The organism is Pantoea stewartii subsp. stewartii, assembly GCF_008801695.1.
GTDB lineage: Bacteria > Pseudomonadota > Gammaproteobacteria > Enterobacterales > Enterobacteriaceae > Pantoea > Pantoea stewartii.
The window spans coordinates 22,621-45,293 of sequence record NZ_VZPF01000008.1; the positions used below are offsets into that span (position 1 = coordinate 22,621).

General features: G+C 54.9%; 29 protein-coding genes. 24 read left to right on the forward strand and 5 right to left on the reverse strand.

The genetic code is table 11. The annotated features are described in order from the left end of the window. Nucleotides 1-147 precede the first annotated feature (147 nt). The 7 genes from F7Q90_RS03515 (at nt 148) to F7Q90_RS03545 (ending at nt 5,441) form a co-directional block, all read left to right on the forward strand. Nucleotides 148-540 carry a hypothetical protein gene (locus tag F7Q90_RS03515; protein WP_044241384.1) on the forward strand — a complete coding sequence of 131 codons (393 nt, stop codon included), beginning with the start codon at nt 148-150 and terminating at the stop codon, nt 538-540. Between the two features lie 69 nt (nt 541-609). Further along, nucleotides 610-1,464: a DNA adenine methylase gene (locus tag F7Q90_RS03520; protein ID WP_006117877.1), complete on the forward strand. Its 855-nt coding sequence runs from the start codon at nt 610-612 to the stop codon at nt 1,462-1,464. 2 nt (nt 1,465-1,466) lie between these two features. Next, a complete protein-coding gene (locus tag F7Q90_RS03525; RefSeq protein WP_141119355.1) occupies nt 1,467-1,745 on the forward strand; it encodes a hypothetical protein in 279 nt (92 codons plus the stop codon). 179 nt (nt 1,746-1,924) lie between these two features. Next, nucleotides 1,925-4,372: a replication endonuclease gene (locus F7Q90_RS03530; protein ID WP_006117879.1), complete on the forward strand. Its 2,448-nt coding sequence runs from the start codon at nt 1,925-1,927 to the stop codon at nt 4,370-4,372. Further along, the gene (locus tag F7Q90_RS03535; protein WP_006117880.1) at nt 4,356-4,643 is read left to right on the forward strand and encodes a hypothetical protein; all 288 of its coding nucleotides are present in this window, start codon (nt 4,356-4,358) and stop codon (nt 4,641-4,643) included. Before F7Q90_RS03530 ends, F7Q90_RS03535 begins: the two co-directional genes overlap by 17 nt. A gap of 196 nt (nt 4,644-4,839) precedes the next feature. Beyond that, a complete protein-coding gene (locus F7Q90_RS03540; protein WP_006117881.1) occupies nt 4,840-5,061 on the forward strand; it encodes a type II toxin-antitoxin system Phd/YefM family antitoxin in 222 nt (73 codons plus the stop codon). Further along, nucleotides 5,058-5,441: a type II toxin-antitoxin system death-on-curing family toxin gene (locus tag F7Q90_RS03545; protein WP_006117882.1), complete on the forward strand. Its 384-nt coding sequence runs from the start codon at nt 5,058-5,060 to the stop codon at nt 5,439-5,441. The genes F7Q90_RS03540 and F7Q90_RS03545 overlap by 4 nt, the downstream gene beginning before the upstream one ends. 447 nt (nt 5,442-5,888) lie before the next feature. Here the strand turns inward: F7Q90_RS03545 and F7Q90_RS03555 are convergent, their stop codons facing one another. Together F7Q90_RS03555 and F7Q90_RS03560 are read right to left on the reverse strand one after the other, a co-directional pair. Continuing rightward, nucleotides 5,889-6,947: a phage portal protein gene (locus F7Q90_RS03555; RefSeq protein WP_006117883.1), complete on the reverse strand. Its 1,059-nt coding sequence runs from the start codon at nt 6,945-6,947 to the stop codon at nt 5,889-5,891. Continuing rightward, a complete protein-coding gene (locus F7Q90_RS03560; RefSeq protein ID WP_006117884.1) occupies nt 6,947-8,677 on the reverse strand; it encodes a terminase large subunit domain-containing protein in 1,731 nt (576 codons plus the stop codon). The genes F7Q90_RS03555 and F7Q90_RS03560 overlap by 1 nt, the downstream gene beginning before the upstream one ends. Before the next feature lie 159 nt (nt 8,678-8,836). On the opposite strand from F7Q90_RS03560, the gene F7Q90_RS03565 reads away from it, so the two are divergent. The 17 genes from F7Q90_RS03565 (at nt 8,837) to F7Q90_RS03645 (ending at nt 19,008) form a co-directional block, all read left to right on the forward strand. Further along, a complete protein-coding gene (locus F7Q90_RS03565; RefSeq protein WP_006117885.1) occupies nt 8,837-9,673 on the forward strand; it encodes a GPO family capsid scaffolding protein in 837 nt (278 codons plus the stop codon). A gap of 23 nt (nt 9,674-9,696) precedes the next feature. Continuing rightward, nucleotides 9,697-10,746 (forward strand): phage major capsid protein, P2 family, encoded by a 1,050-nt coding sequence (locus F7Q90_RS03570; protein WP_006117887.1) that lies wholly within the window; start codon nt 9,697-9,699, stop codon nt 10,744-10,746. Nucleotides 10,747-10,791: 45 nt separating this feature from the next. After that, nucleotides 10,792-11,649: a phage terminase small subunit gene (gene gpM / locus F7Q90_RS03575; RefSeq protein ID WP_006117888.1), complete on the forward strand. Its 858-nt coding sequence runs from the start codon at nt 10,792-10,794 to the stop codon at nt 11,647-11,649. Nucleotides 11,650-11,747: 98 nt separating this feature from the next. Next, nucleotides 11,748-12,272 (forward strand): head completion/stabilization protein, encoded by a 525-nt coding sequence (locus F7Q90_RS03580; protein ID WP_006117889.1) that lies wholly within the window; start codon nt 11,748-11,750, stop codon nt 12,270-12,272. Then, complete coding sequence (locus F7Q90_RS03585; protein WP_006117890.1) at nt 12,272-12,472, forward strand: tail protein X; 201 nt, start codon at nt 12,272-12,274, stop codon at nt 12,470-12,472. The genes F7Q90_RS03580 and F7Q90_RS03585 overlap by 1 nt, the downstream gene beginning before the upstream one ends. Further along, on the forward strand, nt 12,463-12,765 hold the full coding sequence (locus F7Q90_RS03590; RefSeq protein WP_006117891.1) for a hypothetical protein: 303 nt from the start codon (nt 12,463-12,465) through the stop codon (nt 12,763-12,765). Before F7Q90_RS03585 ends, F7Q90_RS03590 begins: the two co-directional genes overlap by 10 nt. Beyond that, entirely contained in the window at nt 12,749-13,294 is a 546-nt protein-coding gene (locus F7Q90_RS03595) for a lysozyme (protein WP_044241388.1), read from the forward strand. Before F7Q90_RS03590 ends, F7Q90_RS03595 begins: the two co-directional genes overlap by 17 nt. Beyond that, nucleotides 13,291-13,728, forward strand: a complete 438-nt coding sequence (locus F7Q90_RS03600; protein ID WP_006117893.1) for a DUF2570 domain-containing protein — start codon at nt 13,291-13,293, stop codon at nt 13,726-13,728. Before F7Q90_RS03595 ends, F7Q90_RS03600 begins: the two co-directional genes overlap by 4 nt. Further along, nucleotides 13,625-13,837: an Rz1-like lysis system protein LysC gene (gene lysC, locus F7Q90_RS28095; protein WP_044241390.1), complete on the forward strand. Its 213-nt coding sequence runs from the start codon at nt 13,625-13,627 to the stop codon at nt 13,835-13,837. The genes F7Q90_RS03600 and lysC overlap by 104 nt, the downstream gene beginning before the upstream one ends. A gap of 101 nt (nt 13,838-13,938) precedes the next feature. Further along, nucleotides 13,939-14,409, forward strand: coding sequence for a phage tail protein (locus F7Q90_RS03610; protein WP_006117894.1), 471 nt, complete (start codon nt 13,939-13,941; stop codon nt 14,407-14,409). Further along, nucleotides 14,402-15,040, forward strand: coding sequence for a phage virion morphogenesis protein (locus tag F7Q90_RS03615; protein ID WP_006117895.1), 639 nt, complete (start codon nt 14,402-14,404; stop codon nt 15,038-15,040). The genes F7Q90_RS03610 and F7Q90_RS03615 overlap by 8 nt, the downstream gene beginning before the upstream one ends. Next, complete coding sequence (locus tag F7Q90_RS03620) at nt 15,037-15,612, forward strand: phage baseplate assembly protein V (RefSeq protein ID WP_006117896.1); 576 nt, start codon at nt 15,037-15,039, stop codon at nt 15,610-15,612. Before F7Q90_RS03615 ends, F7Q90_RS03620 begins: the two co-directional genes overlap by 4 nt. Then, nucleotides 15,609-15,977, forward strand: coding sequence for a GPW/gp25 family protein (locus F7Q90_RS03625; protein WP_006117897.1), 369 nt, complete (start codon nt 15,609-15,611; stop codon nt 15,975-15,977). The genes F7Q90_RS03620 and F7Q90_RS03625 overlap by 4 nt, the downstream gene beginning before the upstream one ends. Next, on the forward strand, nt 15,964-16,860 hold the full coding sequence (locus F7Q90_RS03630) for a baseplate assembly protein (protein WP_006117898.1): 897 nt from the start codon (nt 15,964-15,966) through the stop codon (nt 16,858-16,860). The genes F7Q90_RS03625 and F7Q90_RS03630 overlap by 14 nt, the downstream gene beginning before the upstream one ends. After that, nucleotides 16,853-17,467 carry a phage tail protein I gene (locus F7Q90_RS03635; RefSeq protein WP_006117899.1) on the forward strand — a complete coding sequence of 205 codons (615 nt, stop codon included), beginning with the start codon at nt 16,853-16,855 and terminating at the stop codon, nt 17,465-17,467. The genes F7Q90_RS03630 and F7Q90_RS03635 overlap by 8 nt, the downstream gene beginning before the upstream one ends. Further along, a complete protein-coding gene (locus F7Q90_RS27055) occupies nt 17,457-18,437 on the forward strand; it encodes a phage tail protein (protein WP_006117900.1) in 981 nt (326 codons plus the stop codon). The genes F7Q90_RS03635 and F7Q90_RS27055 overlap by 11 nt, the downstream gene beginning before the upstream one ends. 94 nt (nt 18,438-18,531) lie before the next feature. Then, entirely contained in the window at nt 18,532-19,008 is a 477-nt protein-coding gene (locus F7Q90_RS03645; RefSeq protein ID WP_044241392.1) for a tail fiber assembly protein, read from the forward strand. Between the two features lie 49 nt (nt 19,009-19,057). Here F7Q90_RS03645 and F7Q90_RS03650 read toward each other — a convergent pair whose 3' ends face one another. Genes F7Q90_RS03650 through F7Q90_RS03660 form a run of 3 tightly spaced genes read right to left on the reverse strand, consistent with a single transcriptional unit; the run spans nt 19,058 to nt 22,669 of the window. Continuing rightward, a complete protein-coding gene (locus F7Q90_RS03650; RefSeq protein WP_006117901.1) occupies nt 19,058-19,546 on the reverse strand; it encodes a phage tail protein in 489 nt (162 codons plus the stop codon). 14 nt (nt 19,547-19,560) lie between these two features. Continuing rightward, nucleotides 19,561-22,527, reverse strand: coding sequence for a phage tail tape measure protein (locus F7Q90_RS03655; protein ID WP_006117902.1), 2,967 nt, complete (start codon nt 22,525-22,527; stop codon nt 19,561-19,563). After that, the gene (locus F7Q90_RS03660; protein ID WP_032424037.1) at nt 22,514-22,669 is read right to left on the reverse strand and encodes a GpE family phage tail protein; all 156 of its coding nucleotides are present in this window, start codon (nt 22,667-22,669) and stop codon (nt 22,514-22,516) included. The genes F7Q90_RS03655 and F7Q90_RS03660 overlap by 14 nt, the downstream gene beginning before the upstream one ends. Between the last annotated feature and the right edge of the window lie 4 nt (nt 22,670-22,673).

Below are 22,673 nucleotides of genomic sequence, written 5' to 3' on the forward strand. Positions count from 1 at the left end.
TAGTTATGCCGCTCGCTTCTTGCTGGAAGGCGGCATAACGAAATTACCACAAAACCATGCGCCGGGCATGGCTAAAACCCGGCACTTAACCGAGGCATTACTTGCGAGTAGTGCGCCTGATAAGTAGTAGCGATGGGGGATAGGATTATGAGTATCGGACAAGAAAAACCAGTATCCGGGCGTCAAATGTTCCTACAGCAGCGCGCGCGTTTGCAGTCGAGCATTTCAGTTTCCCGCGCCAACGACACGGCGAGCCGTTTCAACCGTCTGGGCGAGACTCAGAAAAAGGTGATCATCCTGCTGGCAAACGAAGCTGCGCAGCGGTTTAAAGATTTGCCGTCGCTGACTCATTCCCATCTCACCATGCCTTTCGAACAGTTCAGCTCTCAGGACAAAGTGAGCCTGATGTTGGGCATTAAGCGCCTTGCTGAGCTGGCTGCGGCGTTGCCGTGGGAGTTTCCCGATCATGCTGCGCCACGCCTTGAAATTCAGGCGTTACGCGAATCACCACCACCCGCGCCGGATGGCGTAGTCAATTAACCACTGAATGATTAACCAGTAGTCAGGCGCATCACCGCGCCGGGCTTCCTGCACTCAGGAGAAAGCAAGATGATTCGATCACTACTCAAATGGCCCGGTGGCAAAAGCCGCGTGATGCCTGAATTACTGCCGCATTTACCAAAGGCTGGTTGCCTCGTTGAGCCTTTTGTTGGCGGCGCTTCCGTGTTCCTCAATACCGATTATCGCCGCTATATTCTTGCGGATATTAACCCGGATCTGATCCGCCTTTATCGTGAGGTGAAGAGCAATCCTGAGCTGGTGATTGATCTTGCCCGCCCGCTCTTTGCGACCGGCAATTCCAAAGAGGAATACTTACAGAACCGCCGCATTTTCAACGGTACAAAAGGCTTGCTTGATGTGGCCCGCGCGGCTTTGTTTCTGTACCTCAACCGCCACGGCTACAACGGCGTGGTGCGTTACAACCAGAGCGGCGGTTATAACGTGCCGTTTGGTCAGCACAAAACCGCGCCTTACTTCCCGGAAGCGGAGATCCGTCAGTTCGCTGAGAAGGCCAACGACACCAAAGCTATTTTCCTGTGCAGCTCGTTTCAAAACACCCTCAAAGTGATGGTTGGGACAGATGAAGCCATCTACTGCGATCCGCCGTACCTGCCTGCCAGCGAAACCGCCAATTTCACCCAATACCACACTGAGCCATTCACCGAGAAGCACCACCGCCAGTTAGCGGCGGAGCTGCTGGAAGTTAACCGCAAATATGGCGCGCCGGTTGTCATTTCCAACAGTGACACCGAAACCACCCGCGAGATTTACCACCGTTTCCGCCTGCATGAAATCGACGTGCAGCGCTCCGTTAGCACTGACGCCAGCAACCGCCAGAAGGCCAAAGAAGTGATCGGCACTTTGGGCATCGTTGAAGGATGCCCGGCAAGTGGGGGCGAATGAGCATGGAAACCACTCTCGATCTTCCCGTTTGGATGGCTATTGATTTAGCTCGCACTGATGCTTATGCCACGGTTTATGCGGCAGTTGATCGCATCCTAGACCGCTGGAAATTGCATGATTTTTGGGTTGTTGAATTTGAAGCTTTTGACGTCTGTGAAGGGGTCTATGTTCGTAATCAATTTACATTCGATACGGCTAAAGAAGCATACAAATTTAAGCCAGGGCGCGCCGTTACGTGGAGTTATGACACCGCTGATTTTGATGATGAGTTGCCGTTCTGATGAGCGCCCCAGCAAGTGGGCGCAGCGCCCCAACTCCGCCCCCTCCGTATCCGGGTAGCGCACCAGACGCCACCCGGTACGATTACGAATGGCAGAAGCCAAAAGCTGCCATTTGTGTTGATAAGACTCCCGTTGTTGATCTAGTTGAGCTGGGTCAAGAACAGGAGTTTTTGGCGTGGGTGAAAGTTACCCTTGCGCCGCTACCTCGCTTTATTCGCCTGCGTCTGGCCTCCCGCATTGACAGCATTCACACCATGAAGGGCAGACACATCGCCCGTCTGGCGCTGCGCGATATCATCCGCAGGGATCTGCCGCCTATCAACATGGTGAATGAGCAATACGCTATTGCGATGACCGATGAGGCTAAATCTCAGGCTGATACAGCATTCAAAGGGTTAAACCCGCTTTACCACACGTTTAACACTCTGCATGGATTGGTTGAGCGCTTTAACCACCTGCCGGACTTCACGCCGGAAGATGTTGAGCTACTGGCGCAGGATATCGCTATCTATATGCGGTCTGTGCTGAGTGAAGTTCACGAAACGGTAGAGACGCAAAGTGATCGTAAATATGCCGGATACCTTTACACCGAAGCGGCTGTCCTCGCGCGGCTTTTCTTTCTTACGCCGCCGAGCTGGACAAAGTATTGCCGGGGGGCGCTGTTTATTGATGAGGCTACTACCGGCATTAGCAAGATGCTGGATGATCGCTACTGGCACCGTAACCTGAAAAAGTACGCCACCCGCTGGCGTGAGCACCTGCATATTGCCTTTGGTGATGTAAAGCGGGGCGCTGCACCGTATTGCAGTAAGCACCACGTTGATGAGTGGGATGCCAGACGCAAGCGCAGCCGCGCGATCATGGCCCGCCTTGAGCTGGAAGACCAGGACACCAAAGAGCGTATTTCGCTTATTGAGCAGATCGATAAGAGCATATCCAACCCGGCATTGCGCCGCGTTGAACTTATGACCCGTATCGGCGGCTTTGAGAAAGTTGCCACCGAAAGCGGCTATGCAGGCCAGTTTTTTACTCTGACTGCGCCTTCCAAATATCACGCATATACCGTATTCGGTCATCGTAATGCCAAATGGAATGGTGCCAGCCCCAGAGCAACGCAGCGCTACCTTAACCGGGTATGGCAAAAGATCCGTGCTGAGCTGGCCCGCCGTGAAATCCCCGTCTTTGGTCTGAGGGTGGCGGAGTCTCACCACGATGGTACGCCGCACTGGCACGGTCTGCTGTTCTCTTTGCCTGAACATTCCGCTGAACTGCTGGAAGTAATGGAAGACTACGCAACCCGCGAGGATGCGGAAGAGTTGCAGGGAAAACACGGTAATCAACCGCGCTTTGATATGAAGCCGATCGATCAGGAAATCGGCAGCGCCACCGGCTACGTGGTGAAGTACATCAGTAAGAATATTGACGGCTACGCGCTCGACGGTGAAACCGACGACGAGAGCGGTCGGCCGCTGAAAGAAACGTCAAAACATGCTACCGCGTGGGCATCGTGCTGGGGCATCCGTCAGTTTCAGTTTTTGGGCGGCGCGCCGGTATCGGTCTGGCGTGAGTTGCGCCGGTTCCGCAATCAGGAACAGGCCGACAAGATAAACCCGCTATTTGCTGAGCTGCACCGCGCTGCGGATGCTGGCGACTGGCAGCAATACACCCAATTGCAGGGCGGGGCACTGGTTGCCCGCCGTGATCTGCCGTTGCGCATCTGGTACCAGCAGAAGGACGAGCCGAATGATTACGGCGAGTATCTGGATCTTATCAAAGGCCTGGTGATGCCAGCCGTTCACATCCCACCCATTGAAACCCGCCTGCATACCTACCGCATTGTGCGTAAGAAACCGGAAGTTTTAGACGACTCCGGGCAGGCCGTTGACTTTGATTTTGACCTTCGGGGCGCGTCCGCGCCCTCTAGGACTCGTGTCAATAACTGTACCGAGGTTAAAAAACATACAAAATCAGGGGGTGACAATTCCCCACCAGTTGAGCCTGAACAGTATGAAATTGGTCAAATGACCCGCGAGCAGAAAAAACGGCTCAACGAAAGCCTCAGAAACTTCAAACCGGAACGGCAAAAATCACCTGCCGATGTGTTTGAGTCGCTTGCCAGCGCTATAACCGCGTCAGATTGTGATGAGGTCGATCAGGCGCGGGCAGAAAACTACATGAAAGTGGCCGCAGCTATCCGCAATGAAGTGCCAACCCGTAAAAACAGTACCGTGAAGCCTGTGCCACTGACGGAATCGCTTAAATATCAGCTTTCAGCATGGGGCATAAAATCGGAACTTGATATTCATGCTCTTCGGTGTGGGGCTGCGCTGTCTTTTGGTGATCAGATGGTTTACCTGAAAGGTGGCTATCTGGTAGAAAAAACCAAAGCGTCATATTGTAGGGCGAGGAACTGTAATGCTGAATTAACCCCGGATGATAAGGCATTCGGTAACGAGGGGCTGTGTCTGGCATGTACGGCGAAGTTGATCGGAACGGCAGCAATCAAACAGCGTCGTGACGATGCCGAACAAAGGCAAAAAGCAGAAAGAAAACAGGAGAATGACGCGCTTCTGGGAAGGCTTAAGGTTGCGCTCATCAACAGGGGGCTGCATGGGAAGGTATCATGATGATGATTTTGAGCGGGAAGACGATTACCGGAGTTGGCTTTATTATCGCGAGTCCTCGCATGAAGAACGTGAATTACAGCGAAAGCAGGCGCGTTCAAATGAAAAGCAGACCAGCAATAACCCGGAGCCTGTGATCCCGCCAGTTGATTGGCCGGTATCGGATGTATTTCGCGACTATCCTGAGCACCAGGCGCGCGTTGCAGCAGCAGAGAAGAAATACTTTGAATCCAGAAAAGCGCCTAATGCTGAAGATGAAAGCGACAGTCATTGATACCGTGTTTTTATGGCAATCGGTATGGCTGGCGTAACGCGTTACGCCGGGTATAGCGATTCTGCGGGTGCGGGCGGCAAAGAGTCCGCCAGCGCCACAACGTGGCGCTCAATGCTAAATAAGTCTGGCTCAGGTGATGGTGTTGCGTGTTGTACGTTTGTGTTGTACATTTAATTTGTACATCAAAGGAGGTCATATGCGAACCTATACCACATCTCAGGCCCGGCAAAACATTGCTGAGGTAATGGAAGCGGCTACGGCTGGCGAACCTGTAGAAATAACCCGCCGCGATGGCTCTGCTGCCGTGCTTATCAGCCGCGATGATTTCAATGCGTGGCAGGAAGCAAAGCTTGATGCTGAATTTGCCGAAATTATGGGGCGACACGGTCGTACCATTAAGGCGCTGGCCGACAGATGAAATGGATCAGCGCTCAGGAGGTGATAGCGTTTCATGATCGTCTGCTTGCAGCTTTGCCAGGCGTTCAGGGGATGCCAGAACCGGGAAGAGCAGAGGCGATCATTTATCGTGTTCAGAACCAGCTTTACTATGAAGGCGTTGAAGATATCCACGAACTCGCTGCGATGTATCTCGTCGCCATTTCGCGTGGTCATATCTTCAATGATGGCAACAAGCGAACCGCCTTTTTCGTTGCGATGGCTTTTTTAAAGCGCAATGGTATTGATATCCGTGATGAAGGTAATGAACTGGAAGAACTGACCGTATCCGCAGCGACGGGGTCACTAAGCAGCGGTGATGTTGCTGCTGTTTTGCGCCGACTATCCATCAATCCCCACTGACCTGAGAAGCTGCCTTTTAACGGCGGCTTTTCTTCCCTCCGGGCCTTCTTTCTCTGTTGCACAATAGTGCACAAATTTGCACAATTTTTTTGAGGCTATTTATGCCCTTTCCGCCCTGTGGTGGCGAGGTCTGCCCCCGGATCGGCAAATGCACAAAAAACGAAGCAAATGTCGCGCGCAGGTGACGGGGGAACAGCCCACGCGACGGAGGGTCGGGAGGTGATGCCTTTAATTGCCATTCTCCGGCCTTTTTCGCCTTCTCCGCGCGTTTTCTCACTTCTGGATGTGTGCGGGGTAAATTGCAGATTGCGCCTGCCAGAATGGCGCTCATGCGCTCTGAGTGAGGGGGTTAAATGCTGCGCTGAGTGGTGATCAGGTGGCCGGTCATGCGGGGATTGAAAATTACTGAAAGAGAACCGCCGCAGGATGTGCGGCGGGTGGAGCGGGTTACTCGTCTTTGAGCAGAGCGTAGGGATTAAAGCGGATCACTTCCTGACCGAGCCAGTCATTGACGCCCTTCATTGCCTCCATCACTGGCAACATTTCGTTGATGGCGAAGACGCGCGCGGCCTTCTCAACATCACCTAGCGAGCCGTTGCCTTCCGGCATTGCGCCCATCAGCTGCGGCGGGATGCGGTGAGCGTCGCGCAAATCGTTGCGCGTTGCTGATTTGATGTTAAGAAACTCATCCTTTGCCGATATCTGGCTGAACGGCAACAGTTGCACGCCATCCTTGCCGCCGCCCGGCGCGTGGATCAGCACGTTTTTGAAGGAGCCTTTTCCTCTGGCCTGTGACAGCGTCTTTTGCACCACCTTTATGCTTTCCTGATCCACCTTCTCCGAACCGACATAGAGAATACATCCGGCATGGGATCCGTTATCGTAATAGAGTTTGCGGAACTTATCGGCGGAATGTGACAGGCTGGCGGACAGTAGCGCCCCCATATATTCCGGCATACCGTAGATTTCCTGATGAATGTCCGGGTTCATGATGTGGCAGACTTCGCCCGCCTTGAACTCGTATTCATCCTTCCACTGCCGGATAAACCAGTAGGTATCAAGGTCGCTTCCCCGTCGCGTGTTCAGGGCCGGAACATGCTTAAGTTTGAGCGGGTCTCCCAGGCGATTAGACCGACGCTCAAGATAGGCATTGCCGAAGACAAACCAGTCCAGTGCAAACGCAGAGAACGCCTGACGTGAGAGTAACGGGTGAGGGATATAGCACCCGGTCAGCACATTACGTTTGAAATAAAGCGCCGACTGATGCAGCGGGGACTGTGCGAACGCACGGGTTAACCCTTTCCAGTCTATTGGCGTCTCGTAGTACCGGCCATTATCGACGCAGCACATGCTGTCCAGCAGATCATAGCCGTCTGTTACTGAATATGGCCCGTCAAACGTGAAGGCGCTGAGCGCCGGATCGCTTCTCAGCGCGTCAGAAATATCAGGCTGTCCGGCACCGCCACTGCTGGCAGTGTGATTGTTTTTGTAGGTGCGCTTCTTCATCAGAACTCCATAGCAAACCCGCCGCTGCCACTCTCCTGGCCCAGCGGTTCGTTAATAATGGCGAGCATATTCGCCCAGGCTAAATCCCCGTGGCTGACGCCGCGCGAGCGGTCAGTGTCATAGGTGATGAATCCGCCCGGCGTCTTTACCTTGCGAACAGAGTTAAAGGCGTTGATCAGGGCGCGCTCGCTGCGGTCATATTCCCATCGCCCGGCGCGGATCAGCTGTAGCATTTTCAGCACCAAGGCGCGCTTTGACGTCATTGACATGGTGTAGGGCATCGCCATCGGGAAAAACTTCTTCACTATCTGGTAAACGGCTTCACCATTACCGCCCGTCACGTCGATGCCGACATGCTGAACGTTGTATTTGAAGGTGAAGTTTTCGATAACTTTCGCCTGCTCTTCAAATTCAAGGCCGCGCACCTGTTCTGTTTCCACCGTACGGAATTTACCGCCCGGCACCAGTGGCGGAACCACAACGCAAATCGCGCCGCTGTCACCGTTGCCGCTGCTGCCGTTGGCGTCATAGCCTATCCAGACCGGGCGATTACCCATCGGCCTGGACGCGAAAGGCTTCCAGTCCGGCCATTCGTCATAACCATCTGCCCCGCAGCCAATCAGTGCGTTAAGGTTGAAGGCTGACTCGCCATCGCGCACGAACTCGCACATGTACAGGTTGCGGAATTCATCCTCGCTGTTTTCATCCTGAATCTCTTCAAGGTCGGTATATTCCCAGCCGTGGTCTATCACATCCTTCAGGGTGACAATCTGACGCCAGGTTTTATCCGGGCATAACAGCCCGCTGTTCAGCGTTTTCCAGCCCACATCAAACGCTTTGCGCTGTGCCTTCGGGCGTTTCTCATTCCAGCGATCGCCCGTCCAGAACGGGTAGGCCTCATGGGTCTCGCCTGACGGCGTGGAAAAGTAGGTACGCGTCAGCCCCTTCAGCGTTGCCATCGCACCTGCAACCTTTCGCAGGTTGGTGAAGTTGCTGACCCAGAAGAATTCGTCAAACTTCAGGTTGCCCGTATATGACTGCGCTGTTGCAGCGGACGTGCCGAGGAAATGCAGCTCTGCGCCGTTACTCAGTACGATTTTGTCACCGCCCTTAAGCTCAACGTCCACCTCTTCAGCCATCTTCTGAATGAATCCCCTGAACTGGTGCGCCTGACGGCGGGATGCAGACAAAAATATCTGGTTGCGCTGGTACGGGTATTTCACATCATCGCGCAGCGCATCAAGCAACGCCTCGCGTGCAAAGTACCAGGTTGCGCCAATCTGGCGGGACTTCAGTATCATGCGGTTTCGGTGATGGCGTTGCTCATACCAGCCGCGTTGATGCCACGAAAGGGAATCAAGTATTTTCTCCCGCAGCGCGACGATCTGTTCTTCGGTGAAGTGGTTTTTCAGCTTGCGCTTGCGTGGCTTTTTGCCCGCGCCAGCCCCTGCCGGTTGTCCGTCAGACAGCTTTTTCAGTTGCCGGGTCAGCAGGTCAATCTCCTTGAAGTCTCCCCCGGTCTTGTCTTTCTTGTCCGTAAGCTGGATGAGGCGCGCATCCATCGACTGGCTGACGCGCTGGACGGGCGGCGTTTCATCCCATTCATCGCGTTTCTTCCAAGCGTAAATTGTGTTCTGATTAATCCCCATCAGGCGCGCGATCTCCGCTGGCGGGTAGCCCTGCCAGTAAAGTTGTTTTGCCCTCTGACGTACAAAAGCGTCCTGTATCATCTGCCCTCCACCGTTTATGGAGTGAAGATTACCCCGCGCGCGATCCCGCTATCGCCCCCTTTATGGTCTGGCCTTCCTCCGACAACAAAACCTCGTTGAGACAGCAGGTTACGCTCTGCCATCATGGCCGTACAGAAACCACTCAACAGGATTATCGACATGGCCAGCGCAGCTAAACCAGCCCGTAAGAAATTCCGCGTTGCTGTCTCCGGTGCCACCGTTGACGGGCGTGAAATTCGCCCTGAGCACCTTCGTGATGCAGCAGCAAACTACAGCCCGGACGTGTACGGCGCACGCGTCAACGTGGAGCACTACCTTTCGCCGTTCCCCGGCAGTGATTTCGGCGCGATGGGTGATGTGACGGCGCTGAGTGCTGAAGATATCAGCGAAGGCCCGCTCGCCGGGCGCACCGCGCTTTACGCCGAGATCGAACCTTCTGAGCGCATGAAGAAGCTGACGGAAGAAGGTAAGAAAATTTACTCCAGCATTGAACTGCATCCGCAGTTTGCGCTTAACGGCAAGGCGTATGTCATGGGGCTGGCGATGACCGATACCCCGGCCAGCCTCGGCACCGAGCGCCTGAAATTTGCCGCGCAGCAGCGTCAGCAGGTTATGTCCTTCAACAATCAGCAGGGTGAAGCCCCGCTGTTCACCGATGCCATTGAGGCAGAAATCATCGAACTGGCCGAGCAGCGCAGCGATGAAGGTAAGCAGTGGTTCGGGCGCATCATGGGGATTATCGGCAAAGGCCGTAAATCTGACGGTGAGCAGTTCAGCCAGGTGCGTGACGCCGTGGAGAACGTCGCCCAATCCCATGCCGATCTGCTGGACAGTTTTAATGACCTGAGCCGCGCCCGCGAGCAGGACAGCCAGGACATCCAGAAGCTGACCTCCGATCTTGCCGCGCTGACCAGCAAGCTGGGAAGCACAGACGCCAATTTCAGCCAGCGGGAACCCGCAAGCGGTGGCGCTAACGCGCAACTGGCTGATTACTGATATTCACAAAGAGAGCAGAGAACATGGATAACAATACCCGCCAGCTATTTGATCAGTACATCGCCCGGCAGGCACAACTCAACGGCGTATCAACCGCCGCTGTCGCTGCAAAATTTGCCGTAGATCCGACGCGTCAGCAGCGCCTTGAACAGGCCGCACAGCAGGATGATTCTTTCCTGAGCAAAATTAATGTGTTTGGCGTAAACCAGCAGATCGGCCAGAAAGTCCTGATCGGCAGCAAAGGCCCGATGGCTGGCGTAAACAACAGTGTTACCAGTCGTCGCAACCCTGGCTCAAATCATTCAATGGAGCCGTTCGACTACATGTGTCGCAAGGTCAACTATGACTACGGCATCAGCTATGAACAGCTTGATGCGTGGGCGCACATGCCGGAGTTCCAGCCGCTGATCAGTAAGGCAATGGCCCGCCAGATGTCGCTTGACCGCATCATGATTGGCTTTAACGGCGTGAAGTACAGCGACCCGTCTGACCGTGCCGCTAACCCGCTGTTGCAGGACTGTGGCATTGGCTGGCTGGAAAAAATCCGCCAGGAAGCGCCGCACCGCGTCATTTCCAATGTGACGATCACCTCGCGCGATGAAGATAACAAGATTGTCGCAAAAGGTACCTACGGCAACATTGGCGCTGCGGTGTACGACGCCAAAAACAGTCTGATGGATGAATGGCACAAACGTAACCCGGATAACGTGGTGATTCTGGCGGGCGACCTGCTGACGAGCAGCAATTTCTCGGCCATCAACGCCTTAAGCCAGACCAACCCGAATACCGAAATGCTGGCCGGTCAGCTTATTGTCGCGCAGGAGCGCGTAGGCAATATGCCGACCTTTATCGCGCCTTACTTCCAGGTAAATGGCGTGCTGATCACGCCGTTCAAAAACCTGTCGGTGTACTACCAGCGTGGCGGTCTGCGCCGGACGATCAAAGAAGAGCCGGAATACAACCGTGTCGCAACGTATCAGTCGTCAAACGATGACTTCGTCATTGAAGACTACGGCAATGTTGCGTTCATTGACGGCATTCAGTTCGCCCAGGCCGAACCGGCAGGCGAGTGACAGAAGCGGCGGGGCATTGCCCCGCCATGACGGGGAGAAGTGACGATGTTAACACCGGCACAACGACATTTTCAGAAGGTCATGGCAGAACGCCGGGGCCAGGCGGATGAAGAATCCGATATCCAGCGCACCGCGCATGAGCAAATTCTGCATCGCCTGCGTATGGACTTGTCCCGCCTCAGCGGCGTGCAGTCCGAAGAAACCAAAGCCGAAATGAAAAAATCCATGCTGCCTGAATATGAGGGATGGATTGAAGGCACGCTCGACGGCGACAACGGACGGCAGGATGAAGTCATTACCAGGCTGATGGTCTGGGCGATTGATTGTCGTGATTATGCGCTTGCGATGAGGCTTGGGCGTTATGTGGTGCGCCACGGGCTGACGCTGCCGGATAACTTCAACCGCACAGCGGCAACATTCCTGACCGAAGAAATGAGCAAGCCACTGTTGACGCTCGCGGCTGCTGATGCCGACGCTGATTTGTCGTCCGGTATCGCAGTGCTTGACGAAGTGGCGGGAATTGTCGCCGACAGTGATATGCCGGATGTGGTGCGCGCCAAGTTGTGCAAGGCCCGTGCACTTGCCCGCCGTGGTGCGACTGATATCGCGACCAAAGCGGAAGCGCTGGCGCTGTTCCGTGAGGCGCTGACGCGCAATCCCAACGCCGGGGTGAAAAAAGAGATTGCCACGCTTGCCCGTGAAGTTAAGAAGCTGTCTGCGGATGGCGGCACGGGTGAATGCGATACGGCCAGCACCGACAAAACTGAGGGTACTGCGGAGCCTGTTCCTGAAAAGACCACCACCGCCAGCGCAGCAGGTAAAGCGACGGCGCGTACAACCACGACTAAGACGGCAACAGGCAAAGCGACAAAACGCAAGCCTGCCAGCCAGAAAAAGAATTAACGACTTCGGCCCCGTCCGACAGGCGGCGCGGGTGGATATCTGCCCGTATACGGTCTTTTAACCACCCGCCCACCGCCTGATTTATGGGAGATAAGCGCATGAGCAGCCTTGTGGCAAATAAGCGCGTTTTGCCTGCCGACAGCGATACGCCCGATGTTGATGATGGTGATACCACCGTCAGCGCCGGGGACTTCTGGCCGGTGATTAAACTGGCCGATCTCCGTCTGGCCGCGCGTATCACTGGCGGTATCACTACGTCCAGGCTGATGCACGTCACCACGGAAGCGGTAGCCCATGTCACCGCGCAGTTGCTTGACTGGCGTGCCGGTCAGATCAAAGCAGGTTTTCACACGCTGGAAGATGTGCCTTCAGTCCTGCCGTCAGGTGATACGGAAAAGCTGGTTATCAACGGTGAAAACGTGAAGGTGTACCGCTTCCGCCGCGCAGTCTATTCGATTGCCAGGGCGCTGGTACTTGAAGGCTATCGCGACGTTGATACCACGGCGAAAGGCGACAAAGACGCCGCTGCACTTGACCTGCAACGGGATGATCTCTGGCGGGATGCCCGCTGGAGTATCGCCGACATTCGCGACACGCCACGCCTCTATGCGGAGCTTTGCTGATGAAAGTTAAGGCATTGCAGGGGGATACGGTGGATTTGCTTTGCTGGCGTCACTACGGCACCACGCAGGGTGTAACTGAAAAAGTGTTATCTGCCAATCCCGGGCTGAGTCAGCAGGTTTTTCTTGAAGCCGGTCAGGAGATTGAACTGCCGGAAATCGCGCACAAAGCGACACAGGAGATGGTGCAGCTATGGGATTAAGTTTCTTTCAGCGCCTGAATGACTGGCTGACATTCACGATGTCAGCGATGGTCACGAGTATCGGCGTCATGACACTGAGCGAAAAGATTGCGCTGGCCGGTCTTCTTGTCGGGATGGTTTTTGGTGCCCGCGGATGGCTCTATCGCGCCCGCATCGAACGAGGGCAGAAGCGTCGAAACGAACTGATTAACCAGATCCTTGAGCAGGCAGCGCACAGGAAAATGAGTAAGTCAGAACGTCGGGCGCTTGACCTTCTGCAACAGAATGAGCCGGAAGATGAAACAACTTATTAAAAAGTGCTCTATCGCGGCCATTGTTGCGCTGGGTATCACATTGAGTCCAAGCGCACTGCGCACAACGCCTGAAGGTCAGCAAAAGATTGCTGGCTGGGAAGATTGCCGGAACACACCGTATTACTGCACGGCTGGCGTGCTAACGGTCGGAATAGGTTCGACAGGGCGCGTTGAGAAGCGGGAGTACAGCGACAGCGAAATTGCTGGCCGATGGATTAACGATATGCGGCACGCTGAAAACTGTATTAACCAGAATTTTGAAGGCGGGCATATGCCACAGTCCGCCTTTGAGGCCATGACGGATGCCGGTCTTAATGTGGGGTGTACTGGCCTGATGTGGTTCACGGACAGCCAGAAGCGAAAACAGCGCACGACCATCTGGAAGAAGGCGCAGGCGCATGAATGGCAGGCGATGTGTAACCGGCTGACGGACTTTGTAAACAGCGGCGGTAAACGCAGCCAGGGGCTGGTTAACCGGAGAACGGATTTTAAGGCGTGGTGCCTGCGTGACGTGGAGGCTGGAAAGTGAAGATTACAGCCATTTTATGTGCGCTGCTGGCGCTGGCCTCTGGTGGCCTGCTCTGGCAGACACATCAACGCGGTAAAGACGCCGTCCGCAATGAAGCACTTTCCCGCGAGGTGAAGAGTAATGGTGAGGTGCTTGGAGAGCTGCGGGCGCTGACTGCTGACGCCCGCGAAGTCCTTGCACAGTTGCGGGCAACCGAACAGCAAAGAAACGCCCAGGGAGAAAAGCGACGTGAATACATGCGCGATGCCATCAAAGACGATACGTGTGCCAGTACTGTTGTGCCTGCTTCTGTCAGTAACAGCCTGCAACACCGTACCGCCGCAGCCGCAAATGAAAATCGTGCACGAACCAGTACCGGAAAGCCTGACGGCAGCAACGCCAGCGCCGGAACTGGCCGCCCCGGTAACGTGGGGCGCGATAGCTATCTGGAGTGATCGCCTGCGCGATGCGCTGGATACCTGCAACGCCGATAAGGCGGCGATAGCCGATCTCGATCTGCGCCGTCTGAAAAGACTGACCGACCACGCGAGGGCCACACCATGACCTTATTCGATTACTTGAGTGCTCACCCGTACTGGACGCTTATTTACCTGCTGATCATTGCGGGTGTGATTGAACGTTTCGGGCGTTAAAAAGGGATCACCATGCTGAAAGCTGACTCACTGCGCGAGACCCTGACCCGCGCTAACAAATGGTGCAGGGCCAATCCTGAAGCCTTCACCGTTTTTGTGGAAGAAGGGAACATTGAGACGACCGGCGAAACACCGTCATTTATGTACCGCTATACCCTGGTGCTGTTTGTGATGAATTTTGCCGGTGATATTGATGATTTCACGTTGCCGTTAATGGCATGGCTCTGGCACAACCAGCCCGATCTGCTGCTGAACCCGGAGAAGAACCGGAACATTAAATTTACGACCCTTATCAACAACGACGACACCGCCGACATTCTTTTTGAAATGCCGCTGCGCGAGCGCGTGAAGGTCACTCTGGATGCAAACGGTATTCCTTGCGCGGAGCATTTGCCGGAACCTAAACCACGCATCCCGTCAGCGGACGGCGACTGGAGCGCCATCTTTGAGGACGTGACGTGGGAGGCTGACGCACATGAGTAACGATCTCTTCCGTGAGCTGGATCAGGTATTCAGCGACATACTGGCGGGCACCTCGCAGGCTGGACGTGTTCGCACCGCTCGCGCGGTTGGTCAGGCACTGCGAAAGAGCCAGCAACAGCGCATTAAAGCGCAGCAAACCCCGGAAGGTTCGCCATACCCTGCCCGCCGTCGCCGGGTGCTGCGTTCTCAGCAGGGTATTGTATTTGTCTGGCAGGGAGAGATCCGCCGCCTCAAAAACTGGCACGGTGGGCGGGGAAAATACGGACGAACGATTACCGGCTTTGATGAAGAGCGCAACGATATTCGCACCTTTTACCGCAGCGACATTGAGCGTTACATCGAGATCAATACGCGCTCAGTGCGCCGCAGCACTGCGAAGAAGGTGCCGATGTTTCAGCGGTTGCGCAGTTATCGCTTTCTCAAAATGCGCGCTGATTCTGGCGGTACTTCCGTGGGTTATGACGGCGTGGCCGCGCGTATTGCGCGTGTGCACCAGTACGGCCAGCGCGATCAGGTCGGGCCGGGTGCTTTTGCTAAATATCCGGTGCGTGAGCTGCTGGGCTTTACCGCTGGCGATGAGCGGATGATTACGGAGCAGGTGGTTAACAGCCTGGGGAGTGCCGCACGATGAGCGCTGAACTGATCCGCCTGCTGGAAAATGTCCTCCGCGTCGGCGTCGTTATTGCCGTTGATGAAGAGAGCTGGCGCGTGCGCGTGCAAAGCGGCGAGCTTCAGACCGACTGGCTGCGCTGGAACACCACGCGCGCCGGGGCATTCAATATCTGGGTGCCGCCTTCCGTGGGTGAGCAGGTCTGGCTGGGCTGTATCGGTGGCAACCCTGAAACGGCGGTCATTATCGGCAGTCTCTACAGCAGTGACCATCCTGCACCGGGCAGCAGCCTGAAAGAGATTGTGCTGACAGCGCCAGACGGTGCCTCTTTTCGCTATGACGCAGAGGCCAGCGCGCTGGAAGCGCAGGGCATGAAAACCGCACATATCAAAGCCTCTGTCAGCGTCACGCTTGAAACGCCGGTTGTAGAATGCACCGATCATCTGAAAGCGCGGACGTTCGAACTGACGGAAGGTGGCACGATGAAGGGTGATGTGACTCATTCTGGCGGATCGCTTTCGTCTAACGGCAAAGTCCTGCACTCGCACAAACACCCTGGCGACAGCGGCGGCACTACAGGGGCACCGCTATGACTGTTCGTTATACCGGGATGAACCCGGACGGCACGGGCCAGCTTACCGATACCGATCAGCTGTGGAATTCAGTACGCGACATACTGACCACGCCGCTGGCAAGCCGGGTGATGCGCCGGGATTACGGCAGCATGATCCCCGATCTGCTGGATGAACCGCAAAACGAAGTGACGCGCCTGCAATGTATGAGTGCGGCGGTGATCGCCCTGACGATGTGGGAGTCGCGTATTGCCCTGAACGGCATCAATATCAGTTATTCAAAGGATGGCGCTGTCACCGCTGAACTGGTCGGCATTATTACCGAAACCATGCAGACGGCAGGCACTGCGCTTACGCTCAGGAGTGGCAGCAATGGCAACAGTTGATTTATCGCAGCTACCGCAGCCGCAAATTATCGAAGTGCTGGACTTTGAAGTCATTCTCAGCGAGGTCAAAGCCGTCATGCTGGCGGCATTCCCGCAGGAACAGCAGGCTTCTGTTGCCGCCGCGCTGGAGCTGGAATCCGAACCGCTGAACGTGATCGCCCAGGTGGTTGCCTACCGTGAAATGATGCTCAGGCAGCGGATTAATGATGGCGCGGCGGCGTGCATGTTGAGCCATGCCGTATCGTCCGATCTTGATAATCTCGCGGGCAACCTGAACACCGAACGCCTGATCATCACCCCGGAGACGGCAACTACTGACGCGGTAACGGAAAGTGATACCGCACTGCGTTTGCGGGCGCAGGCTGCGTTTGAAGGGCTAAGCGTGGCGGGGCCAACCGGTGCATATGAATATTTTGCCAAAAGTGCCAGCGGCAAAGTGGCGGACGCCAAAGCGATCAGCCCGTCGCCTGCCGTGGTGGTGGTCTCTGTGCTGTCCACCGAAGGCGACGGCACTGCCAGTGCGGAATTGCTGGCGACGGTGGATAAAGCGCTGTCTGCTGACGATAAGCGCCCCGTTGCCGATCGTCTGACCGTTCAGGCAGCGGAGATAGTGAATTATCAGATCAATGCGCTGCTGTATTTCTACCCCGGCCCGGAGTCTGAACCAATCCATACCGCCGCGCAGGACGCGCTTCAGTCCTGGCTGAATCAGCAGGGCAAGATTGGCCGTGACGTTGCCCGCTCAGCCATTATGGCGGCGCTGCATGTTCAGGGCGTGCAGAGGGTGGAACTGCTGGAGCCTGCCAGCGATATTGTGATCGCCGATACGCAGGCGGCGCGGTGTGAGTCCTTCACGATCGAGACCGGGGGCACAGATGAATAACAACATGCTGCCGCCTTCGGCCAGCGGTTTTATGCGCAGTACGGAGAAGGTGACGGAACGGCTTACCGATATTCCTGTTGACCTGCGCAAGCTGTGGAACCCGGACGAATGTCCGGCTGATCTTCTGCCTTATCTCGCCTGGGCGCTGTCTGTTGACCGCTGGGATAAGAACTGGTCAGAACAGACTAAACGGCAGGTGATTAAAGCCTCCTGGCTGGTTCACCGTCAGAAGGGCACCATTTCCGCTTTGCGCCGCGTCGTTGAACCTTTCGGCTTTCTGCTGCGCGTGATCGAGTGGTGGCAAAGCGGCGAAGAGCCGGGAACCTTCAGGCTTGAAATCGGCATTCAGGAACAGGGGATTACGGAGGAAACCTATCTTGAGCTTGAGCGCCTTATTGACGATGCAAAGCCGAGAAGTCGTCACCTGACTGGCCTGTCCCTTTCGCTTCAGTCGCAGGGGTATATCGAAGTCGGGGCGGGATGTTATATCGGCGATACGCTGACCGTTTACCCTTATTTTCCGGAAACCATATCCGTGGGCGGTGGTGACTACACCGGCGCGGCAGTCCATTTAATTGATACCGTGGAGATCGCAAGTGGCGACTAAATATTTTGCCCTGTTAACCAACATCGGGGCGGCAAAGCTGGCAAACGCCACGGCATTGGGTGCGAAGGTTGAGATCACCCAGATGGCCGTGGGTGATGGCAATGGTGCGCTGCCGACACCGAACCCGGCACAAACCGCGCTGACGCATGAGCTGCGCCGTGCGCAACTGAACATGCTGACTATCGACCCCGTAAACACCAATCAGATTATCGCGGAACAGGTTATACCTGAAGACGTGGGCGGGTGGTGGATCCGTGAGATCGGCCTGTTTGATAAAGACGGCGATATGATTGCGGTTGCCAACTGTGCTGAGACCTACAAACCGCAGTTGCAGGAAGGCAGCGGGCGCGTGCAGGTCATTCGCGTAATCCTGATCGTCAGCAGTACCGAGGCTGTAACGCTCAAAATTGATCCGTCCGTGGTGCTGGCAACGCGCAAGTATGTAGATGACAAGGTTATCGAGGTGAAAGCCTATGCTGATGACTTGATGAAAAAGCATGTTGAAGCCGCAAATCCGCATAAACAATACCCACTGATTACGAATGCGCTTAAAGAAATGGCTGATGCCGGACTTGTAAGCAAGGTATTTGAGAATCTTGGGTTGGGGGATGGGGCTAAAATGGCGGCTGTTATTGGTTTGTTGAATCAAAATGGTTATGTAACAGTCCCTGTGAAAGGTCTGGATAAGCCATTGATTATTCAATGGGGGGCGGTAAGAGCAACGCAGATTGCCCCTGCAATAAATCCTGGCGGCTGGGGACAATCACAAGCGATATTTAATTTCCCGATTTCATTTACAACTGAATGCTTTGCCTGCTCATGCAGCCTTTATGATGGTGCCACAGGGTCGCAGTGGGTCATGATTGCACAAACTACATCAACAACTAAGGTTGGAGCGAATGCCTTATTTCACTCCATTTATATTCCGGAGCGAGCACCGGTGCTCAAATATATTTGTGTTGGTGTTTAATGTTAATTTAATAGGCGCTGATGCCAATCATTAGGTTTTGCATGTTTTGTATGATTGGTTCTGTCGCAGATTTATACAATTATCTGAGGTTAAAATGAAAATATGGTTTAGCCCGAGTGCGGTGGCTTTCTATCCAGACAATATTAAAAATAGTTACATTGAATCAGGCTCTTTTCCTGATGATGTTATAGAGGTTAGTGAAGCCACATTTACAGAGTTTTCACAAATGCCGCCAGAAGGTAAGCAGCGAGGTGTAAATAAGGGTAAGCCCTGCTGGGTGGATGTGTCGAAGCCTGTAATCACAATAGACCAACAGAAAGCGATTGCTCGCGCATATCGGGATGCATTTATTTCTTCAACAGATAATCTTTTGGTTTCAGATTATTCTATAGATGATTGCCAGCTTACTGAAAGCCAAAAAGCTGAGTTGATGTCTGTCAGAAGTGAGTTTAAAAAGTGGTCGCTATGTGATGGGTGGCCTTTCATTGAGTTGCCTGATATTCCCCGATGGATACTTGTTGAAGCGGTAAATAATGGCTATGTTGTAAATAACTGGCCTCCACAAGGATAAATAAAAATCCATCTCTTAAAGAGGTGGATTTTTATTTATAGATTTGCCGTCAGAAAAGTCCCGACAGCGTATTACTGGCAGAGTTGTAGGCAGAGGTGGCTTTATCCTTCAGCCCCGAAAGCAGATCGCCAACGGACGACGCTTGCAGGCGTTCGCGCAGGTCTTCATCACAGCGCTGAAAACTGATCGAAAACTCTATTTTTTTTGCCTTACCGTAGCGGTCAAACTCTGTATGCGTGGCCTGTAGCCCGGTCAGTACATACATCCCGTAAATCTGCCCCGCACCACTGATTAAAGGCCACGGACGCCCGGTGTATGCCTGCGTTGCCAGCACGGTAAGAGATACGTCTCCGCCCGTAATTTCCGGGTAAAGCACCCCGTCAAGGTTGATCTGCGTCTCACCAGCGCCGATGTACTGCCATTTTGCCGATCGGTTGATGCGGTCATTTTTCACATGCCGCCAGTTCAGCGAGTGGCGTAACTGCTGGTAAGGCAACGTTTTCAGTTCAAAAACGAACATCCCGTATATCATCATCATAATGCTGCTTCCCCTTAATCTCTGTCTTTGAAGCTGCCGCGATTGAGCCGCGCAAGGCGGGCCATTTCGGCATTCACTGCGTCGGCGGCAATCCGGCCAATTTCGCGCGCGTCCTGCCGATCAACGCCGTGAAGGTGTACGTGGATTTCCCCCGTAAAGCCGCCTGCGGCAACCGGTATATTGCTGGCGCTGCGGCTGACAGGCAGAAGTTCAGCCTGTTTAACGGGAAGCGATGCCGCCACCACTGCGGGGCGTGCGCTTAACCCGTTGTTCCTGACCGTGCTGGCCAGTTGCGATTCCTTCCATTCCCCACGAACGGCCAGCGCACGCGGCAGGTTTTTAAACACGATATCGCCGGGGCCGATCTTCTTCGTGTTGTCGGCTGTCGTTTTGGTGTTGCTGTCGATACTCTGCAACCTGCGCATAGTGCCGTTATCACCGGTCAGCGGTGATGTGGGTTGCGGTGCGCCAGGCGGAACGTTATTCACCTCAACTTTTTTCGGTGCAACCTTCGCTATATCTCCCTGAAGAAGGGCGACTTTATCCTGAAGAACAGCCATGCGCTGTGCGTCTTCGATCTTCTTCCTGGCTTTTTCGGCCTCATCTGGCAGAACGCCGAGCTTTTCAAGGATCCAAGCTAATGTATCCAGTAGCATTTTTGCGGGAGCCAGGACAAGCTGGAGCGCACCGCCTAGGACATTGCCGAACACTTCACCGGCGCTGGCACATTTATCCAGCGTTTCCTTGCTGGACTCCATCGGGGAAAGCAGAGATTTGAACCAGTTAAAGACCTGGCTGATACCGTTGCTCATTGCATCAAAGATGGGGCTGAACTGCGCGAAGGTCTCGCGTAATGGTGCGAGTCTTTCCATGATGCCGGTGAATACACCTGCAAAAAATGCTTTAAGAGGCTCCCAATACCGCCAGATAAGCACTCCGGCAGCAACAAACGCCGCTACTAACAGGCCAATCGGACTAAACAGCAGTGATAGCGCTGTACCCAGCATAGACACCGCAGTAGTGATCATGCTCCATATGGCCGGTAAACCTGTCAGGCGAAGGGCGAGCATTCCGAGGTTTTTAGTCAGCGCTCCCAGCGCAGCACCAGGTGCAAGAAATGCCCCTGCAAGTGCGCCGCGCATCGCGGGGGTGATGGTTGAAACTCCCCGCATTTTCCCTGCTAACGATCCGAGAACTGGCCCCCATCCGCGCACGCTTGCCATTGCAGGGCCGGAAGCTGTGCCGAGTGTTCTCAGAGCGGCAATCGTTCCGGTTATACCTCTGCCACCTGTCAGCAGGGTAAAACCTAACTGGAGTTTAGCCAGCGGGCCCATCAGCAGACCGATCGCCAGCGATGTGCCGCCAATGGCAGCGGTCAGTGCCAGAATGCTACCGCCGACAACCAGCAGGGATTGGGCGAGCTTCGGATTCTCTTTCGCCCACTGCGTCATATTCCCCACAACGTCACTCAGTCCCTGAGTCAAGCCGCGAAGCTGATTGTTGACGAGATCGTTAATCTGGATGCGGAAGCCTTCCCAGGCGCTGTCCAGATTTTTGAGATCGCCATCAAGGTTATCCGCCATTATTTTGGCGGCTTTCTGCGCCTCACCTTTGGCGTTTTTCAGTTCACCCAGCAGCTTCTGAAGTTCGCCGCTCCCGGCTGACATAACCAGTGCCTGCAATGACTTTGACGCCTCTTCACCGGCAATATCTTTGAAGAATGAGAGCTTATCGGTATCTCCGTACTTGCTGATCTTTTTATAGAGTTCCGTGAGAACCTCTTCAGCAGGGCGCATTTTTCCCGTGGCGTCAGCAACGTCTACGCCCAGTTCCTTGAGCGCGGTTTTTGCCCTGCCGGTAGGAGCGGCAAGGCGTGAAAACGCGGCCTGTAATCCAGTCCCGGCTATACTCCCGCGCAAACCAACGTTTGCCATCACGCCAATCATGGCTGTTGTCTGTTCGACGCTGACGCCAAGGCTGGAAAGACCTGTCCCGGCGTACTTCATTGCCTCGCCGATATTTTGCAGATCGGTGTTGGTACGTGTGAACGCGCCCGTTAATACGTCACTGACGCGATCCATTTCTTTGGGATCGAGGCGGAACTGAGACAGGATGTTTGAGCTGATATCGGCGCTTTCACCCAAATCCATACCACCGGCCAGCGCCATATTGAGTACGCCGGGCAGTGCGGCCTGAATGGCCTGCGGAGTGAAACCGGCCATTGCAAGAAACGCCTGCCCGCTGGCGGCGTCAGTCGTGGTGAACTGCGTTTCAGCGCCCAGCTTTTTGGCCTGCTCACGAAGTGCGGAAAATTCTGCTGAGCTTTTATCTATGCGGGTAAGAGCCTGCACGCGGGACATTTCACGGTCAAACCCAACGGCGGGGGATAGGAAGCGTCCCGCTGCGTAACCGGCAGCAGTGGCCCCGGCAACGGCCATCGTTCCACCGCCGCGAAGTTTGCCCGCCGTTTGCTGCATCTGGTCGTAGCGCGCCCGTGCCTGCGTGACAGCGGCAAGCTGTCGCCGTTCCCGCTCAAGCGTCTGGTTGTATTGTTCGGTGCGGCGTATGGCACTCTGAATGGTGCGATCGCTGCCGACAAGTGAAACGCCGTGGCTGCGCAGCGCCTGTGAGGCGGCGCGCAGCTTAACCATTTCCTGCGTGCGTGCAGAATTAAGGCGCTCCAGCTTTGCGGCCAGCGCTGCCATATGTGCCTTTTGCTTGTCTGTAAGCTGTGTACCTTCCCGCTGCGTCTGATTCAGGCCTTCAAGCGTCCGGCTGGCGTCGTCAATTTTGCGGGAGGTCTTTTGCACACTGTCGCGCAGACGGTTGAATGTGCGGGACTGACTGTCCAGATCTTTAATGCTGGACTGTGTTTTTTTGAGGGATTCAGACAAACCGCCCGCACTCTGGCGGGCGGCATTGACCGGGCGGGTAAGTTTATCGATCGCGCTGAACGCGACGCGGATATTAAGGCTTTTCACTGTCACTGGCTCCACTTCGGACAGCCGCCCGCTCACGCCAGGCTATGACTTCGCCCAGTTCCATCGTGAAGACTTCAGAGGGCGGCCAGTTGAAAACAACCGCGATATCAGCAACCAGATCGTCGATCAGGTCGAACCGCAGGAGT

Excerpts from the sequence above, each read along its gene's own strand:
- F7Q90_RS03515 (WP_044241384.1), top strand. The coding sequence starts at position 148 with ATGAGTATCGGACAAGAAAAACCAGTATCCGGGCGTCAAATGTTCCTA.
- F7Q90_RS03520 (WP_006117877.1), top strand. The coding sequence starts at position 610 with ATGATTCGATCACTACTCAAATGGCCCGGTGGCAAAAGCCGCGTGATG.
- F7Q90_RS03525 (WP_141119355.1), top strand. The coding sequence starts at position 1,467 with ATGGAAACCACTCTCGATCTTCCCGTTTGGATGGCTATTGATTTAGCT.
- F7Q90_RS03535 (WP_006117880.1), top strand. The coding sequence starts at position 4,356 with ATGGGAAGGTATCATGATGATGATTTTGAGCGGGAAGACGATTACCGG.
- F7Q90_RS03540 (WP_006117881.1), top strand. The coding sequence starts at position 4,840 with ATGCGAACCTATACCACATCTCAGGCCCGGCAAAACATTGCTGAGGTA.
- F7Q90_RS03545 (WP_006117882.1), top strand. The coding sequence starts at position 5,058 with ATGAAATGGATCAGCGCTCAGGAGGTGATAGCGTTTCATGATCGTCTG.
- F7Q90_RS03555 (WP_006117883.1), bottom strand. The coding sequence starts at position 6,947 with ATGAAGAAGCGCACCTACAAAAACAATCACACTGCCAGCAGTGGCGGT.
- F7Q90_RS03560 (WP_006117884.1), bottom strand. The coding sequence starts at position 8,677 with ATGATACAGGACGCTTTTGTACGTCAGAGGGCAAAACAACTTTACTGG.
- F7Q90_RS03565 (WP_006117885.1), top strand. The coding sequence starts at position 8,837 with ATGGCCAGCGCAGCTAAACCAGCCCGTAAGAAATTCCGCGTTGCTGTC.
- F7Q90_RS03570 (WP_006117887.1), top strand. The coding sequence starts at position 9,697 with ATGGATAACAATACCCGCCAGCTATTTGATCAGTACATCGCCCGGCAG.
- gpM (WP_006117888.1), top strand. The coding sequence starts at position 10,792 with ATGTTAACACCGGCACAACGACATTTTCAGAAGGTCATGGCAGAACGC.
- F7Q90_RS03580 (WP_006117889.1), top strand. The coding sequence starts at position 11,748 with ATGAGCAGCCTTGTGGCAAATAAGCGCGTTTTGCCTGCCGACAGCGAT.
- F7Q90_RS03585 (WP_006117890.1), top strand. The coding sequence starts at position 12,272 with ATGAAAGTTAAGGCATTGCAGGGGGATACGGTGGATTTGCTTTGCTGG.
- F7Q90_RS03590 (WP_006117891.1), top strand. The coding sequence starts at position 12,463 with ATGGGATTAAGTTTCTTTCAGCGCCTGAATGACTGGCTGACATTCACG.
- F7Q90_RS03595 (WP_044241388.1), top strand. The coding sequence starts at position 12,749 with ATGAAACAACTTATTAAAAAGTGCTCTATCGCGGCCATTGTTGCGCTG.
- lysC (WP_044241390.1), top strand. The coding sequence starts at position 13,625 with ATGAAAATCGTGCACGAACCAGTACCGGAAAGCCTGACGGCAGCAACG.
- F7Q90_RS03610 (WP_006117894.1), top strand. The coding sequence starts at position 13,939 with ATGCTGAAAGCTGACTCACTGCGCGAGACCCTGACCCGCGCTAACAAA.
- F7Q90_RS03615 (WP_006117895.1), top strand. The coding sequence starts at position 14,402 with ATGAGTAACGATCTCTTCCGTGAGCTGGATCAGGTATTCAGCGACATA.
- F7Q90_RS03620 (WP_006117896.1), top strand. The coding sequence starts at position 15,037 with ATGAGCGCTGAACTGATCCGCCTGCTGGAAAATGTCCTCCGCGTCGGC.
- F7Q90_RS03625 (WP_006117897.1), top strand. The coding sequence starts at position 15,609 with ATGACTGTTCGTTATACCGGGATGAACCCGGACGGCACGGGCCAGCTT.
- F7Q90_RS03630 (WP_006117898.1), top strand. The coding sequence starts at position 15,964 with ATGGCAACAGTTGATTTATCGCAGCTACCGCAGCCGCAAATTATCGAA.
- F7Q90_RS03635 (WP_006117899.1), top strand. The coding sequence starts at position 16,853 with ATGAATAACAACATGCTGCCGCCTTCGGCCAGCGGTTTTATGCGCAGT.
- F7Q90_RS03645 (WP_044241392.1), top strand. The coding sequence starts at position 18,532 with ATGAAAATATGGTTTAGCCCGAGTGCGGTGGCTTTCTATCCAGACAAT.
- F7Q90_RS03650 (WP_006117901.1), bottom strand. The coding sequence starts at position 19,546 with ATGATGATGATATACGGGATGTTCGTTTTTGAACTGAAAACGTTGCCT.